The following is a 12,903-nucleotide window of genomic DNA, read 5'->3' as shown; positions in this document are numbered from 1 at the left end:
CTTGCGGCACATCGACGTCTTCTGAGGCAAGGGCTTCAGCGTTGGCCTCGTGGTCCTCGTCGGTTGCCTCAACGACCTCCGCGTCCGCCTGCAAAGGCTCTGCAGCAGGTTCAGAAGCTTCTGCGGCGACGGGCTCTGTCTCGGTAGGTGAGTCGGTCTGCTCGGGTTCAGGAGCGATAGCTTCGGGTTTTTCCTGTTGGTCTTGCGGTGTGACCTTCGGTTCCGGCTCGACGGAAGCCGCAGGTTCCGCAAAGGCCAACGGCGCGAGAAGCAAGAGCGGTAGCCCAGCGTTGAGGCGCTGCTCAGCAGCCTGGACTTGGGTGAGGGGCAGGGTCTGATCCACCAGACCAGCGGATCTGGTGAGCATCCAGAGGGACTGGATCACTTGGGCCCACTGCCATTGGATCAGCGCCAGCACCGGGATGCAGAGCAGCAGAACCACCAGCCTGGGGCTGCTGGAGAGAGGGGACCAGGCCCAGGCCATGCCGGCGTGGCTGTCTGCCCACCAGGTCAGAGGAAGGAGCAGTGCTGCGCCCAGGGCAATGACGACCTTCAGAGGCAGGGCGGTCTGAAGGGCACTCAGACGAAACTGCTCTGGTCGGCGACCCCGCAGGGGCACCTGCAGGATCAGCACAGACCAGAGGTCGGGAGGAAGGCGCCAGAAGAGGACCGCGCTTCCCAGGGCGCCGATCGCCCAGGTCAGTAAGCGTTCAAAGCCGGGGAAGGGACCCGGGTCTGCCCCTGCAAACAGCAGGAATAGCAACAGGATTTCGAGCGGCAAGGCCGCGAGCCCCAGTAGCTGGAGCCACAGGAGCGGTTCGCGTCTTGCCGGATTCACGGTCAGTTGCTGAGGGTGCGTCGCTGCGTGACCAGTTTGAAGGATTCCACCCGGTCGCCCTCTTGCCAGTTGGCAAAACGATCACAGCCGATGCCGCATTCGAAGCCGGTGGCGACTTCTTTGACATCGTCCTTGCCGCGGCGCAGGGAGTCCAGGTCGCCCTCGAACACCTTTTCCTTGCCGCGCCAGACGCGGACCTTGCAGTTGCGCTGCAGTTTGCCGCTGGTGACGTAGCAACCCGCCACGGCGCTCTTGCCGATCGTGAAGACGGCCCGAACCTCGGTTTCGCCCAGGGGCTCTTCCACCAGTTCGGGTTCCAGCAGGCCTTCCATGGCCATCTGGATGTCCTCGAGCAGTTTGTAGATGACGTCGTAGTCACGAACATCCACGCCCGTGGCGTCAGCAGCACGCTTGGCGCCAGGCGCCATCGAGGTGTTGAAGCCGACGATGACAGCACCGGAAGCCGCCGCCAGGTCGACGTCGGTTTCGGTGACTTCGCCCGGTGCAGAGAGCAGCACGCGGACCTGAACCTCCTCTTGAGGCAGTTGTTCCAAGGACCCGAGGATTGCCTCGACGGAACCCTGAACGTCGGCCTTGAGGATGAGGTTGAGTTCCTTGAGTTCGCCTTCGCTGGCCTGACCCGACATGGAGGCCAGAGAGACCCGGCGGGAGGCCATCTGTTGGGCCAGACGGGTTGCGCGGGCTTCGGTGGCGCGGTCGCCGACCACCGCACGGGCCGTTTTTTCGTCGGTGTAGACCTCGAACTCGTCGCCCGCCGTCGGCACTTCGCTGAAGCCCAGGGCCTCAACGGCGTAGGAGGGGCCTGCTTCTTTGACGCGCTTGCCGTTGTCGTCGACCATGGCGCGCACCTTGCCCAGGATCGGACCAGCGGCCAGCACGTCGCCGGTGCGCAGGGTGCCGTTCTGGATCAGCAGGGTGGCCACAGGACCCTTCGCCTTGTCGAGGTGTGCCTCGATGACGGTGCCCCGGGCCATCCGGTCTGGGTTGGCCTGCAGGTCTTCCACTTCGGTGACCAGCAGGATCATCTCCAGCAGCTTCTCGATGTTCTCGCCCTTGATGGCGCTGACCGGCACCATCACGGTGTTGCCGCCCCAATCCTCAGCGACGAGTTCGTGGGAGGACAGCTCCTGTTTGACGCGATCCGGGGAGGCACCTTCTTTGTCGATCTTGTTGATCGCCACCACGATCGGCACCTTGGCGGCGCGGGCGTGGCTGATGGCTTCCAGGGTCTGGGGACGCACGCCGTCATCGGCGGCCACCACCAGCACGGCCACGTCAGTGACCTTGGTGCCACGGGCCCGCATGGCGGTGAAGGCTTCGTGGCCAGGGGTGTCGAGGAAGGTGATCTTCCGCTGCTCCCCGGCGTGGGGCACTTCGACTTGGTAGGCACCGATGTGCTGGGTGATGCCACCGGCTTCGCCAGCGGTGACCCGGGTTTTGCGGATCGAGTCCAGCAGGCTGGTCTTGCCGTGGTCCACGTGGCCCATGACCGTGACCACGGGCGGACGCCGGATCAGGTGAGCGAGATCGCTCTCTTCGATCATCTCGACGGTCTTGGCCGCCGCTTCCTCGACGTCGTCCTCGAGCACCGGAACGCCGAATTCCTGGGACACCGTCTCGATCGCTGAGAGATCGAGGGTTTGGGTCACCGTGGCGATGATGCCCTTGAAGAAGAGGCTCTTGATGATCTCGGAGCTCTCGACGCCCAGCTTGTCGGCCAGCTCCTGCACCGTGAGGTTGCCCTCCGGAACGATGAGCATTTCGGGCCGCTGTTGCTTGGCTTCCCGGGCGGCACGCAGCTCCATCGCGCGGCGGCGCTGACGCTGACGGGCGGTTTCCTTGCGGCGCTTGCGGGCCACAACGGTTGGCTTCGGCTGAGCGGAGCCAGCGCTGCGGGGTTTCGCCGGACGGGCGAGGGAGGCCTGCAGCACCACCGCATCGGTGTCACCGGCGTAGCCGCCGGTTTGTGCGGCCAGCGAGTCGTCGTTCTCGCCAATGATGTGAACGCGCTGGCGCTGCTTCTGGGGTGAGCGGCTGCGCAGTGCATCCAGACGCGCGCTGTCGTCCCAATCGGGGCGGCGGGGACGGCCGCCACCGGGCGGCATGGGTGCGCGGAAATTCGGGCGGCGAGGAGCCGACGGGGGAGTGGCTGAAGGACGGTTGGCGTCGCCTGCTCCAGGGGCTCCGGGGGCGCCGGCGGGTGCGCCAGGGGCGCCACCAGGACGCCGAGGCGGCGGTGCGCTGGGCCTTGCTCCAGGTTTCTGGAGCTGCATGAGCTCGCCAGGGGCCACCGGCTTGCGCATGCCAGGCATGCCGGGACGGGTCGGGGGCGCGGGGCGGTTCCCGCCGCCACCAGGACCGCTGACATCACGGCGAATGGGTTTGCCGACCAGCTCCACCTGAGGGCGGGCGGGTTTGGCGGGCTTGCCGCCCTGTCCCACCCGCGTGGGGGCGGGTGCGCCGGGGCGTGTGGGCATCCCTGGCCGCTGGCTCAGGGCCGGGCGGCCGGAGGGTGTGGCAGGACGGGCTCCGCCCTGGCCGCCCTGAGGACGGCTAACGAGCTGCGGGCGGCCACCGCCTGCAGCGGGGCGCGTGGGGGCGCCAGGACGCTGGGGGGGGCTACCTGCCGCAGGGCGCGACACAGGGGGCGCCGGCTTGCGGGCCGGGGGGGCGCCGGCTCCTGCCGGGGTCTTAGACACGATTGCCGGTGCAGGTCGGCTCGGGGCCGGGGCTGCGGGACGGCTGGGGGGAGCGCTGGCAGCGGGTTTGGCGGCAGGCTTGGCCGCTGCGGGACGAGCCGGAGGCGCTGACGGGGCCGCTGGACGGCTGGGGGGAGCACTGGCCGCAGGTTTGGCTGCGGGCTTGGCCGCTGCCGCAGGGCGGGCTGGGGGAGCGGATGGTGCGGCCGGGCGAGCTGGAGCGGACGGAGCGGCGGGCTTGGCTGCCTGGGGCTGGGGCCGAGGAGCAGGGGCCGCAGCAGCAGGTTTCGCCGGAGCAGGGCTGGCCGCTACCGGTTTGGCCGCTGCGGGTTTCGCAGGCGCTGCCGGTGCGGCAGGAGCGGCCTTCTTGACCGAGAGGATGGCTTTCTTGGGCTCGTCCACCGTCGGAGCGGCCTTGCTGCCATTCCCGCCACCTTTGATCAGGCTGCGGATTTTCGCTGCCTCGTCATCGCTGATGGAGCTGCTATGGCTCTTCGCTGCGATCGACAGTTTCTCGGCGGCATCGAGCACGTCCTTGTTCTCAAGGCCCAAGTCCTTGGACAGCTCGTAAATCCTGACTTTGCCGCTGCTGGTCATCAAGTGCTCCAAGTGGTCGGGGGCAACACGTGCCACCGGGCCATCACCCACAGTGAGGCCACTATTTATCTTGCCTCAGCGCCTGATAAGAGGTGGCATTCAGGCGCTGCGCCAAGGCCGCGTAGATGGAATCTGACACTTGGCACCGGAGTGCCTTCTGCAGACGTTTGCGGCGCTTGGCTTCCTCAAAACAGCTCTCGGTCGGACAGAGATAGGCCGATCGGCCCATCCCTTGGTCCAGAGCCATGCCGCCCTCGGCAAGGCGGATGACCCGTAGCAGGTGCTGGCGATCCAGCAGTGCACGGCAGGTCACACAACGCCTGAGGACGGGCTGTTGCTTCACCGGGCTCCTTCCTCGTCGGTCGTCTCTTCGACAGCCTCTTCGACTGCGTCTTCCGTTGCCACGGCTTCGGTGGCCTCAGCCTCAGCCACAGGCTCTTGCTCGTAGGCCGCTTCGTCGTACTGGGCCTGCTCGCCGTACTCCTCTTCGTCCTCGGGCAGGGGATAGAGCTCCCGCAGACGGGCGTCTTCCTCGGCACGCAGGGCGTGTTCTGCCTCCATCCGGGCTTCAGCTTCCGCCTGAAGCGCTTCCTCTTCCTGGCGCATGGAGATCAGTTCCGCGACCTTCTCGTCCTCAGAGGCCTGGTCGTACTCGGTGCTGTTCTTGATGTCGATCTTCCAGCCGGTCAGGCGAGCGGCGAGACGGACGTTCTGACCCTCACGGCCGATGGCCAGGCTGAGCTGATCGGGGGGCACCAGGACGTGGGCATGCTGCCCTTCGGGATCCACCAGTCGAACCGCTTCCACGCGGGCGGGGCTCAGGGAGTTGGCGATGTACTGGCCCGGGTCATGGGACCAGCGGATGACATCGATTTTTTCGCCACGCAGTTCGTTCACGACCTGCTGGATGCGAGAGCCGCGGGCGCCAATGCAGGCGCCGACAGGGTCCACTTCGCGCTCCACGCTGTCCACGGCCACCTTGGTGCGGGGACCGACCGAGCGGGAGGGGGGGTTGGCCTCACGGGCGACGGCAACGATGCGGACCGACCCCTCCTGGATCTCGGGCACTTCGTTCTCGAAGAGATAGACGACCAGACCGGCGTTGGCGCGGCTGACAAACAGTTGAGGTCCGCGGCGCGGAATCTCACTGACTTCCTTCAGGAAGACCTTGAAGGTGGCGTTGGCCCGGTAGTTGTCATTGGGCAGCTGGTCGCGGCGGGGGAGTTCGGCCTCCACTTCGGGGCGACCCAGTCCGCTGCTGACGGCCATGATCACGCTCTGTCGCTCGAAGCGAATCACGCGAGCGGTCAGGACGGGATCTTCCAGGTCGGCGAACTCCTCCTGGATCATGCGGCGCTGCTGGTCGCGCAGCTTCTGGGCCAGCACCTGTTTGGTGGTGGCGGCGGCCATGCGGCCGAAGTCTTCCTTCTCGGGGGTGACGTCCAGCACCACGGTGTCACCGGCCTGGGCGTCTTCCGCCACCTGCATCACTTCGGCCAGTGAGATTTGGTGGTCTTCGCTCTCGACCTCTTCAACGATGATTTTGGAGGCCAGTACCCGGTAGCCCTCTTCGTCGAGATCCAGGGCGACATCGAAGTTGGAGAAGTAGTCCTCCTCGAAGGGGTCCTCGCTAATCCCCAGATAAAGGGTGCGGCGGTAGCGCTCATAGCCCTTCAGCAGGGCTTCACGCAGGGCCGCTTCCACCACCGCAGGGGGCAGTTTTTTCTCTTCGCTGATGTCCTCGATCAGGTTGGAGAGACCGGGGAGCAGGACCAGTGCCATGGCAGGTGGTTGGGTGCGGGATTGGAGAGGGGAAAGGAGGGGTTAGGCCTCTTTGGGAGTCACCAGCTTCACGCTGATCACATCGGGGCGCGGGATTCGAACCGTGCGTCCCCGGACGTTGAGGAGAACGTTCTCCTCATCGCGTTCGAGCAAGAGGCCCTCACGCTCGTTGTCGCCCCCGGATTTGGTGTCGCGGTAGCGGATCGAAACCGGGAATCCGCGGAAGCTGCGGAAGTCTCGGTCGTCGCTCAGCTGCTCGCTGACGCCCGGACTGCTGACTTCCAGGACATAGGGGTCCTGCAGCAGCCCGCTGTTCTCGATGGCGTCGCCCAGCACTCCGCTGAAGCTGGCGCAGTTGTCCAGGCTCACGTCTCCGCCATCGGCCAGACGCAGCTGGACCAGCAACGTCATCGGAATTCGATGGGTGAGCAGTTCAAGGCCGCAGACCTGGAATCCAGCGCCCTCCGCCGCCTGGCTAGCCAGGGTTTGGAGGTCAGGGTGCAGGGGATGCGGCAAAGCCTGGATCGTGAACAGGGGAACGGGCGACCCGTCCGGCACCTGCAGTGATCTGCTGTCTGGCTGTCCAGCTGCTCCCGAGGAGTCAGCGCTGTTCAGTCAGAGGTGCCCGCCGGGCACAACACAACAGTACGTGATCGGCCTTGGAGCGTCAGGCCCCCATGCTGCCGAGATCGACAGCAGGTGGCTCCATGTAGGCATCCCCAGGTTGGGCCTCGCCCCGCAAGCTGGGGTCCTGGTTGAGGCACTGCGACTTTTGTTCGTCTGTGCGCAGGAACTGGCAAACCCGGGCGTAGAGCTTGGAGCGGGTGGAGGGCTTGCCTTGGCTGAAGTGCACCTGATCCAGGCCGCCGACTAAGCCCTGAATCTCCACTTGGCAGAGAGCGCAGCGTTGACGGGTGCCCGGGGGGATAGCGGCCATGCCAGCTCGGTCAAGAACGGGCAACTTAGGGCCATTGATCTGCTCGGTTGGTGTGCCTGGCCTCCTTCAGTTGAGTGATCCGCACCTCCTGGCAGACCCTCGGGGGCACTGCCGAGGTCGTCCCTCTCTGGCGTCCTTGCGCCACGGCCTGCGGCAGGCCCTGTCCCAGATCGATCAGCCCCCGGATCTGCTGCTGATCACAGGGGACCTCTGCCAGGACGAAAGCTGGGGCGGGTATCGCCGCCTGCAGGAGGTCCTGGAGGACGTTGAACCCCTGAGGGAGGTTCCCCTGGCCTTGACCCCGGGCAACCACGACCATCCGGCCCTGATGCGATCGGCCTTGGGACGTCGCGCTGTGATTGCCCCGGCGGCCCTGGACCTCGGCGACTGGACGCTGCTGTTGCTCTCGAGTCACCGCAGTGGCGCCGTTGCTGGCTTCCTTGACCCCAGGCAGCTGGCTTGGCTCGAGCGCCAGCTGGAGCTGGCCGATCAGCCCGTGGTGCTGGCTTTGCACCATCCCCCGGTGCCCATTGGTGATTCAGGCTTGGATCCGATCGCTCTGCAGGATCCAGGCCCGTTTCTTCGCTGCCTCCAGCGGGCCCCAGCCCTCAAAGCCGTTCTCTTCGGCCATGTCCACCAGCATTGGCAGGGCGAACTGCCCCGCAGCGGCGCTGGGGCTCCAATATCCCTTTGGGCCTGTCCCTCCTCGTTGGCGTCGTTTGCGGCTGTTCAACCCTGTCCGTTGGGGCGGCCTGACTGGCCGGGGGGGCGTTGGCTGACCTTGCAGCCCTCGGGCGAGGTGGCCTCGACCCTGCTGCGTTGGTCTCCCGTGGAATCTGCCTAGCCTTCAGTCCACTTGGGTGTGTTGCGGATCTTGGTGCGCGTTCTGCTGGCCCTGGTGTTGTTGCTGTCCGCTTGGTTTCCGGCGGCTCCAGCCTGGGCGGACTTTGGAAGCAACACCAACCACAGTTTTGTCTCTGCGGCGGTGAAACGGGTTGGGCCGGCGGTCGTGCGGATCGACACCGAGAGGACCGTCCCACGGATTGGTCTGGACCCTTCCTTTAGTGACCCGCTCCTGCGGGAGATGTTTGGCGATCAGATCCCCAATAGCCGCGAGCGCGGGCAGGGATCCGGAATCGTGATTGATGGTCAGGGCATGGTTCTCACGAACGCCCACGTCGTGGATGGCGCTGACCGGGTTGAGGTGACGCTGGCCAGTGGTCAAGAGCTGGAGGGCTCGGTGCTCGGAATCGATCCCGTGACCGATCTGGCGGTGGTGCGCATTGCCAAAACCCAGGGGTTGAAGTCCGCGCCACTGGGGGACTCCAGTGCCCTGGAGGTGGGGGATTGGGCCATCGCCTTAGGGACCCCCTATGGCTTGGAGCGCACCGTCACCCTGGGCATCGTCAGCAGCCTGCACCGCAACATCACCAGCCTGGGCTTCTCGGACAAGCGTCTGGAATTGATTCAGACCGATGCGGCGATCAATCCGGGCAATTCCGGTGGCCCACTGATTAATGCCAGCGGCGAGGTGATTGGGATCAACACCCTGGTGCGTTCGGGTCCGGGAGCCGGATTGGGTTTCGCGATCCCGATCAACCTGGCCAAGGGTGTTGCGGCCCAGCTGAGCCAAGGGGACTCCGTGGTGCACCCCTACCTGGGCCTACAGCTGGTGCCCCTCAATCCGAGGCTGGCTCGCGACAACAACGCTGACCCCAATGCCCTGCTCCAACTGCCCGAGCGGGACGGGGCACTGGTGCAACGGGTGATCCCGGATAGCCCTGCCGAACGGGCTGGCTTGCGCCGGGGAGATCTGGTGGTCCAGGCCGCGGATCAAGAGGTCAGCGATCCCGGGGAGCTGCTGCGTTTGGTGGAGGCCTCCCAGGTTGGTGATGTCCTGGCGATCCGCGTGTTGCGGGGCGAGGAACAGATCGATCTCTCGATCCGGCCTGAGGCGCTGCCGCATTCCTGAGGCCTGAGCTACGGTCACTGGCCAGTGAAAACGGCGTGATGGCGGATCTGCAGGACCAGATGAAACAGGCGGTGGCGGCTGCAGCCACCGAGCAGATCCAGAGCGGAATGGTGGTGGGCTTGGGCTCCGGTTCAACCGCTGCCCTGATGATTCAGGCCCTCGGCGCCAAGCTCAAAAGCGGAGAGCTGCGGGACATCGTTGGGGTGACCACCTCCTTCCAAGGTGAGGTGCTTGCTGCCGAGCTGGGTATCCCGCTGCAGAGCCTGAATGCCGTGGATCGGATCGATCTGGCCATCGATGGCGCCGATGAGGTGGATCCTTCGTTCCAGTTGATCAAGGGCGGCGGCGCCTGCCACGTCCAGGAGAAGCTGGTGGCGGTTCGTGCCAAGCGCTTCGTGGTGGTGGTGGATTCCACCAAGCTCGTGGACACCCTCAACCTGGGCTTTCTGCTGCCCGTGGAGGTGATGCCCGGTGCCTGGCGTCAGGTCCAGGGCCAGCTCAAGGAGATGGGGGGTGACGCCCAGCTCCGTATGGCAGTCAAAAAGGCTGGTCCCGTCGTGACGGACCAGGGCAACCTCGTGCTGGACGTCAAGTTCAGCGGTGGCATCGGCGATCCCGTCAGCCTGGAGAAGGAGATCAACAACCTCCCCGGCGTTCTGGAGAACGGTCTGTTCGTGAACATCACCGACCAGGTGCTGGTGGGCGAGATCAACGACGGTGTTGCCGGCGTCCGGGATCTGGTCAAGCGCTGAGCGCTTAGGCCAGGCGCCGGCGAACGGACTCTGCGTGGCTGTGGAGTCCCTCGCTGTCAGCCAGGGTGCCAACGGCAGCGCCGGTGGCCTCCAGGGCTTGCCGGTTGAATTGAATCAAGCTGGTGTGGCGCATGAAGGTCTCCACGCACAGCGCTCCGGCGAATCGGGCCGTACCCGAGGTCGGCAGGGTGTGGTTCGGGCCGGCCAGGTAATCGCCAACAGCCTCCGGGGTCCAGGCCCCCATGAAGATCGCCCCGGCCTGTTGGATCTGTTCGGCCAGGGGCTCAGGCTGCTCCACCTGCAGTTCCAGGTGTTCGGGGGCAAAGCGATCACTGAGCTGTGCCGCCTCATCCAGGTCTGAGCAGACCACGATCAAGCCCCAGTCGTTGAGGGCCTGACGGGTGATGGCGGCACGGGGGTGTCCCTCCAGTTGCTGCTCAATCGCGGCGGGGATGGCCCGTGCCAGTTCCTCGCTGGTGGTCAGAAGGATTGCTGCAGCGAGGGGGTCGTGCTCCGCCTGCGCCAGGAGATCGGCCGCGACGTGGTCAGGGTTGGCGCTGGCATCGGCGATCACCAGCACTTCACTGGGGCCAGCTAGTGAGTCAATGGCGACCCGGCCGTAGACCGCTTTTTTGGCCAGGGTCACATAGAGGTTGCCTGGACCGCTGATGACATCCACCCGGGGGATGGATTCCGTGCCGTAGGCCAGGGCTCCCACGGCCTGGGCACCTCCGACCCGATAGATCTCGTCGATTCCCGCTAGGTGGGCTGCCGCCAGCACGGTGCTGTTGATGCGGCCGTCGGGTCCGGGAGGGGTCACCATGACCACCCGCTTGACCCCCGCAACCTTGGCGGGCACTGCATTCATCAAAACGGTGCTGGGGTAGCTGGCGCGGCCCCCTGGGACATAGAGACCGGCCCGCTCCACCGGGCGCCAGCGGCGGCCCAGCCGCTCTCCGTGCTCTCCGGTGATGGCCAGGTCGTTGGGCAGTTGGCGCTGGTGGAAGTCCAGGATCCGGCGGTGGGCCAGGGCCAGGGCCTCCTGCAGCTCAGGGGAGGTGGCGGCCCAGGCCGCTTCGATCTCCTCCTTGGGAACGCGCAAAGGATCCGGGCGGACCCCATCAAAACGCTCGGTCAGTTCAAAGAGGGCGGCATCGCCCTGCTGTTGCACCTGCTCGAGGATTCCCTCAACCCGTTGGGCGACCTCTCGGCTTTGGCCGCTACCGGTGCGCTCGGCGATGGCCTCGAGCCGTTGACCGGCCTGCTCGGCATCGCGCAGCAGCTCGATCTGCAGCGGTGCGATCGACTCGGCACGGCTTGGAGGGGAGCTGGCGGTCACGAAACCGTGGTGCGGCGGTGATTGTTCAAGCTAGTTGCTCAGCCTTTTGGGAGGGTCGCAAGCCAGGGGGTAAGCTTGTCGACTGCCGAATCAGCGCCTTTTCCGTCTGTGGCCAATAACAAGTCGTCGAAGAAACGCATTGAGGTTGCCGAGCGCAATCGTCTGCACAACCGCACCTACAAGTCTGCGGTCCGCACCCTGATGAAGCGTTGCTTCGCCGCTTGCACCGCCTACAGCCAGGAGCCCGGCGATGCAGCCAAGCAGGCTGTCCAGTCGAGCCTGAGCGCTGCCTTCAGCAAGATCGACAAGGCCGTCAAGGTCGGCGTGCTGCACCGCAACAACGGTGCCCACCAGAAATCTCGCCTGAGCGCTGCTGTCAAGAGCGCCATCGAGCCCGCAGCGAAGGCCTGATTTTTTAGGTTGGATCCAGGTGAACCTTGGATCCATGGCAGCTGCCGTCGCTCTCGAGAGCCTTCCGGCTCCTTTGATTGACAGCCACTGCCACATCGTCTTTCGAAATTTCGACGAAGACTTGGAGGAGGTTGCTCAACGCTGGCGTGATGCCGGTGTGGGGCGCCTCCTTCACGCATGTGTGGAGCCTTCTGAGATTCCGGCGATTCGAGCGCTGGCCGATCGCTTCCCCGAGCTTCGCTACTCCGTTGGCGTTCATCCTCTGGATCCGGAGCATTGGGCTTCCAACACGCAGCAGGTGTTGCGCGAGGCGGCTCAAGCTGACCCCAGGGTCGTGGCGATCGGCGAGCTCGGTTTGGATCTGTTCCGCGACAACAATCTCGAGCAACAGCTGGCGATGCTCCGGCCCCAGCTGGATCTGGCGGTGGAGCTGGATCTGCCCGTGATCATTCACTGCCGCGATGCCGCTGAACCGATGCTTGCCGAGTTGCGCGAGCGTGCTGAGCGGGGTGCCTGCCCTAAGGGCGTGATGCACTGCTGGAGCGGCACTCCCGAGGAAATGCAGGGGTTCCTCGAGTTGGGGCTCTACATCAGCTTTAGCGGCAATGTGACCTTCCCGAAGGCCACCGACACCCATGCCTGCGCCCAAGCGGTTCCCGCGGACCGATACCTCGTGGAGACCGACTGCCCGTTCTTGGCGCCCGTGCCGCGACGGGGCAAGCGCAACGAGCCTTCCTATGTGATGGCTGTGGCGGAGCGAGTGGCAGTCCTGCGCCAGGAGCCGCTGCAGACCGTTGCCTTACAGAGCACCCGCAACGCCTGTGCACTGTTTGGACCCGCTCTTCACAATGTATGATGTTTCATTGGCCTGGCAGCGAGTCGTGATTTATCCGTGCTCGTTGCAGCCCGAAAGCGCTCGCCAGGGATCTGGTGAGTTAGCCCATGACCAGTGGTGCGTTGTCTTTCCGGTGCGAGTTGTCGTTCCCTGCGGTGTTCAAGCGATCTGAATAGGCGCCCCAGCTGGCCAGTCGCTCCCGAGAGGGACGGCTGGCTCTGTCGTCTGTGTGGTGATGTCGCGCTGACATCCCCCTTCGTCTTGATCTCCGCCTGGTTCTGAAACTGCTGTCCAGGCCCTCCGTTCCGTTTCACCCGTTCCTGCAGGTTCACCGCATGAGCAGCGCGATTCAGGTCGCCAAGACCGCCACTTACCTCCCCGACCTGGTGGAGGTGCAGCGCGCGAGCTTCAAATGGTTTCTGGAGAAGGGCCTGATCGAGGAGCTGGAGAGCTTCTCCCCGATCACCGACTACACCGGCAAGCTTGAGCTGCACTTCATCGGTAGCGAGTACCGCCTGAAGCGCCCTCGCCACGACGTGGAAGAGGCCAAGCGCCGTGACGCGACCTTCGCGTCCCAGATGTATGTGACCTGCCGCCTGGTCAACAAGGAGACCGGCGAAATCAAGGAGCAGGAAGTGTTCATCGGGGAACTGCCCCTGATGACCGAGCGCGGCACGTTCATCATCAACGGCGCCGAGCGCGTGATCGTGAACCAGATCG

The 12,903-nt window shown here is 65.3% G+C and carries 12 protein-coding genes and 1 pseudogene; 6 read left to right on the top strand and 7 right to left on the bottom strand.

From position 1 onward, the window contains the following. From QZ184_RS06680 to QZ184_RS06655, 6 genes are all read right to left on the bottom strand, one after another. Positions 1-838, bottom strand: an 838-nt coding sequence (locus QZ184_RS06680) for a low-complexity tail membrane protein (protein WP_296418690.1), incomplete at its 3' end; no start/stop codon positions are given. A 2-nt stretch (positions 839-840) separates the two neighbouring features. Then, positions 841-4,155 carry a translation initiation factor IF-2 gene (gene infB, locus QZ184_RS06675; RefSeq protein WP_247477042.1) on the bottom strand — a complete coding sequence of 1,105 codons (3,315 nt, stop codon included), beginning with the start codon at positions 4,153-4,155 and terminating at the stop codon, positions 841-843. Positions 4,156-4,216: 61 nt separating this feature from the next. Beyond that, positions 4,217-4,498 (bottom strand): YlxR family protein, encoded by a 282-nt coding sequence (locus QZ184_RS06670; protein ID WP_029626136.1) that lies wholly within the window; start codon positions 4,496-4,498, stop codon positions 4,217-4,219. Then, complete coding sequence (nusA, locus tag QZ184_RS06665) at positions 4,495-5,937, bottom strand: transcription termination factor NusA (protein WP_296416269.1); 1,443 nt, start codon at positions 5,935-5,937, stop codon at positions 4,495-4,497. The genes QZ184_RS06670 and nusA overlap by 4 nt, the downstream gene beginning before the upstream one ends. A 42-nt stretch (positions 5,938-5,979) precedes the next feature. Next, on the bottom strand, positions 5,980-6,453 hold the full coding sequence (gene rimP, locus QZ184_RS06660) for a ribosome maturation factor RimP (RefSeq protein WP_029626137.1): 474 nt from the start codon (positions 6,451-6,453) through the stop codon (positions 5,980-5,982). A gap of 151 nt (positions 6,454-6,604) precedes the next feature. After that, the gene (locus QZ184_RS06655) at positions 6,605-6,874 is read right to left on the bottom strand and encodes a hypothetical protein (RefSeq protein WP_010315231.1); all 270 of its coding nucleotides are present in this window, start codon (positions 6,872-6,874) and stop codon (positions 6,605-6,607) included. Between the two features lie 70 nt (positions 6,875-6,944). On the opposite strand from QZ184_RS06655, the gene QZ184_RS06650 reads away from it, so the two are divergent. Genes QZ184_RS06650 through rpiA form a run of 3 tightly spaced genes read left to right on the top strand, consistent with a single transcriptional unit; the run spans position 6,945 to position 9,598 of the window. Next, a complete protein-coding gene (locus QZ184_RS06650; RefSeq protein ID WP_296418688.1) occupies positions 6,945-7,718 on the top strand; it encodes a metallophosphoesterase in 774 nt (257 codons plus the stop codon). A gap of 33 nt (positions 7,719-7,751) precedes the next feature. After that, on the top strand, positions 7,752-8,846 hold the full coding sequence (locus QZ184_RS06645) for a trypsin-like peptidase domain-containing protein (RefSeq protein ID WP_247477045.1): 1,095 nt from the start codon (positions 7,752-7,754) through the stop codon (positions 8,844-8,846). 38 nt (positions 8,847-8,884) lie between these two features. Beyond that, complete coding sequence (gene rpiA / locus QZ184_RS06640) at positions 8,885-9,598, top strand: ribose-5-phosphate isomerase RpiA (RefSeq protein ID WP_010315237.1); 714 nt, start codon at positions 8,885-8,887, stop codon at positions 9,596-9,598. A 4-nt stretch (positions 9,599-9,602) separates the two neighbouring features. Here rpiA and hisD read toward each other — a convergent pair whose 3' ends face one another. Then, positions 9,603-10,937: a histidinol dehydrogenase gene (gene hisD / locus QZ184_RS06635; RefSeq protein WP_296416272.1), complete on the bottom strand. Its 1,335-nt coding sequence runs from the start codon at positions 10,935-10,937 to the stop codon at positions 9,603-9,605. A 108-nt stretch (positions 10,938-11,045) separates the two neighbouring features. Between hisD and rpsT the strand changes: the two genes are divergently transcribed. The 3 genes and pseudogenes from rpsT to QZ184_RS06620 all read left to right on the top strand — a co-directional run. Further along, positions 11,046-11,348 (top strand): 30S ribosomal protein S20, encoded by a 303-nt coding sequence (rpsT, locus tag QZ184_RS06630; protein WP_010315240.1) that lies wholly within the window; start codon positions 11,046-11,048, stop codon positions 11,346-11,348. Between the two features lie 34 nt (positions 11,349-11,382). Then, the gene (locus tag QZ184_RS06625; RefSeq protein WP_247477047.1) at positions 11,383-12,204 is read left to right on the top strand and encodes a TatD family hydrolase; all 822 of its coding nucleotides are present in this window, start codon (positions 11,383-11,385) and stop codon (positions 12,202-12,204) included. Between the two features lie 314 nt (positions 12,205-12,518). Next, a pseudogene (locus QZ184_RS06620) lies at positions 12,519-12,903 on the top strand (DNA-directed RNA polymerase subunit beta); the annotation flags it as partial.

The sequence above is a fragment of the Vulcanococcus sp. DEBay_Sum22DG08_74 genome (genome assembly GCF_017852955.1).
Classification (GTDB): Bacteria; Cyanobacteriota; Cyanobacteriia; order PCC-6307; family Cyanobiaceae; genus Vulcanococcus.
The sequence above is the reverse complement of the archived record's forward strand: the minus strand, read 5'-3'. Positions and strand labels throughout refer to the sequence as shown.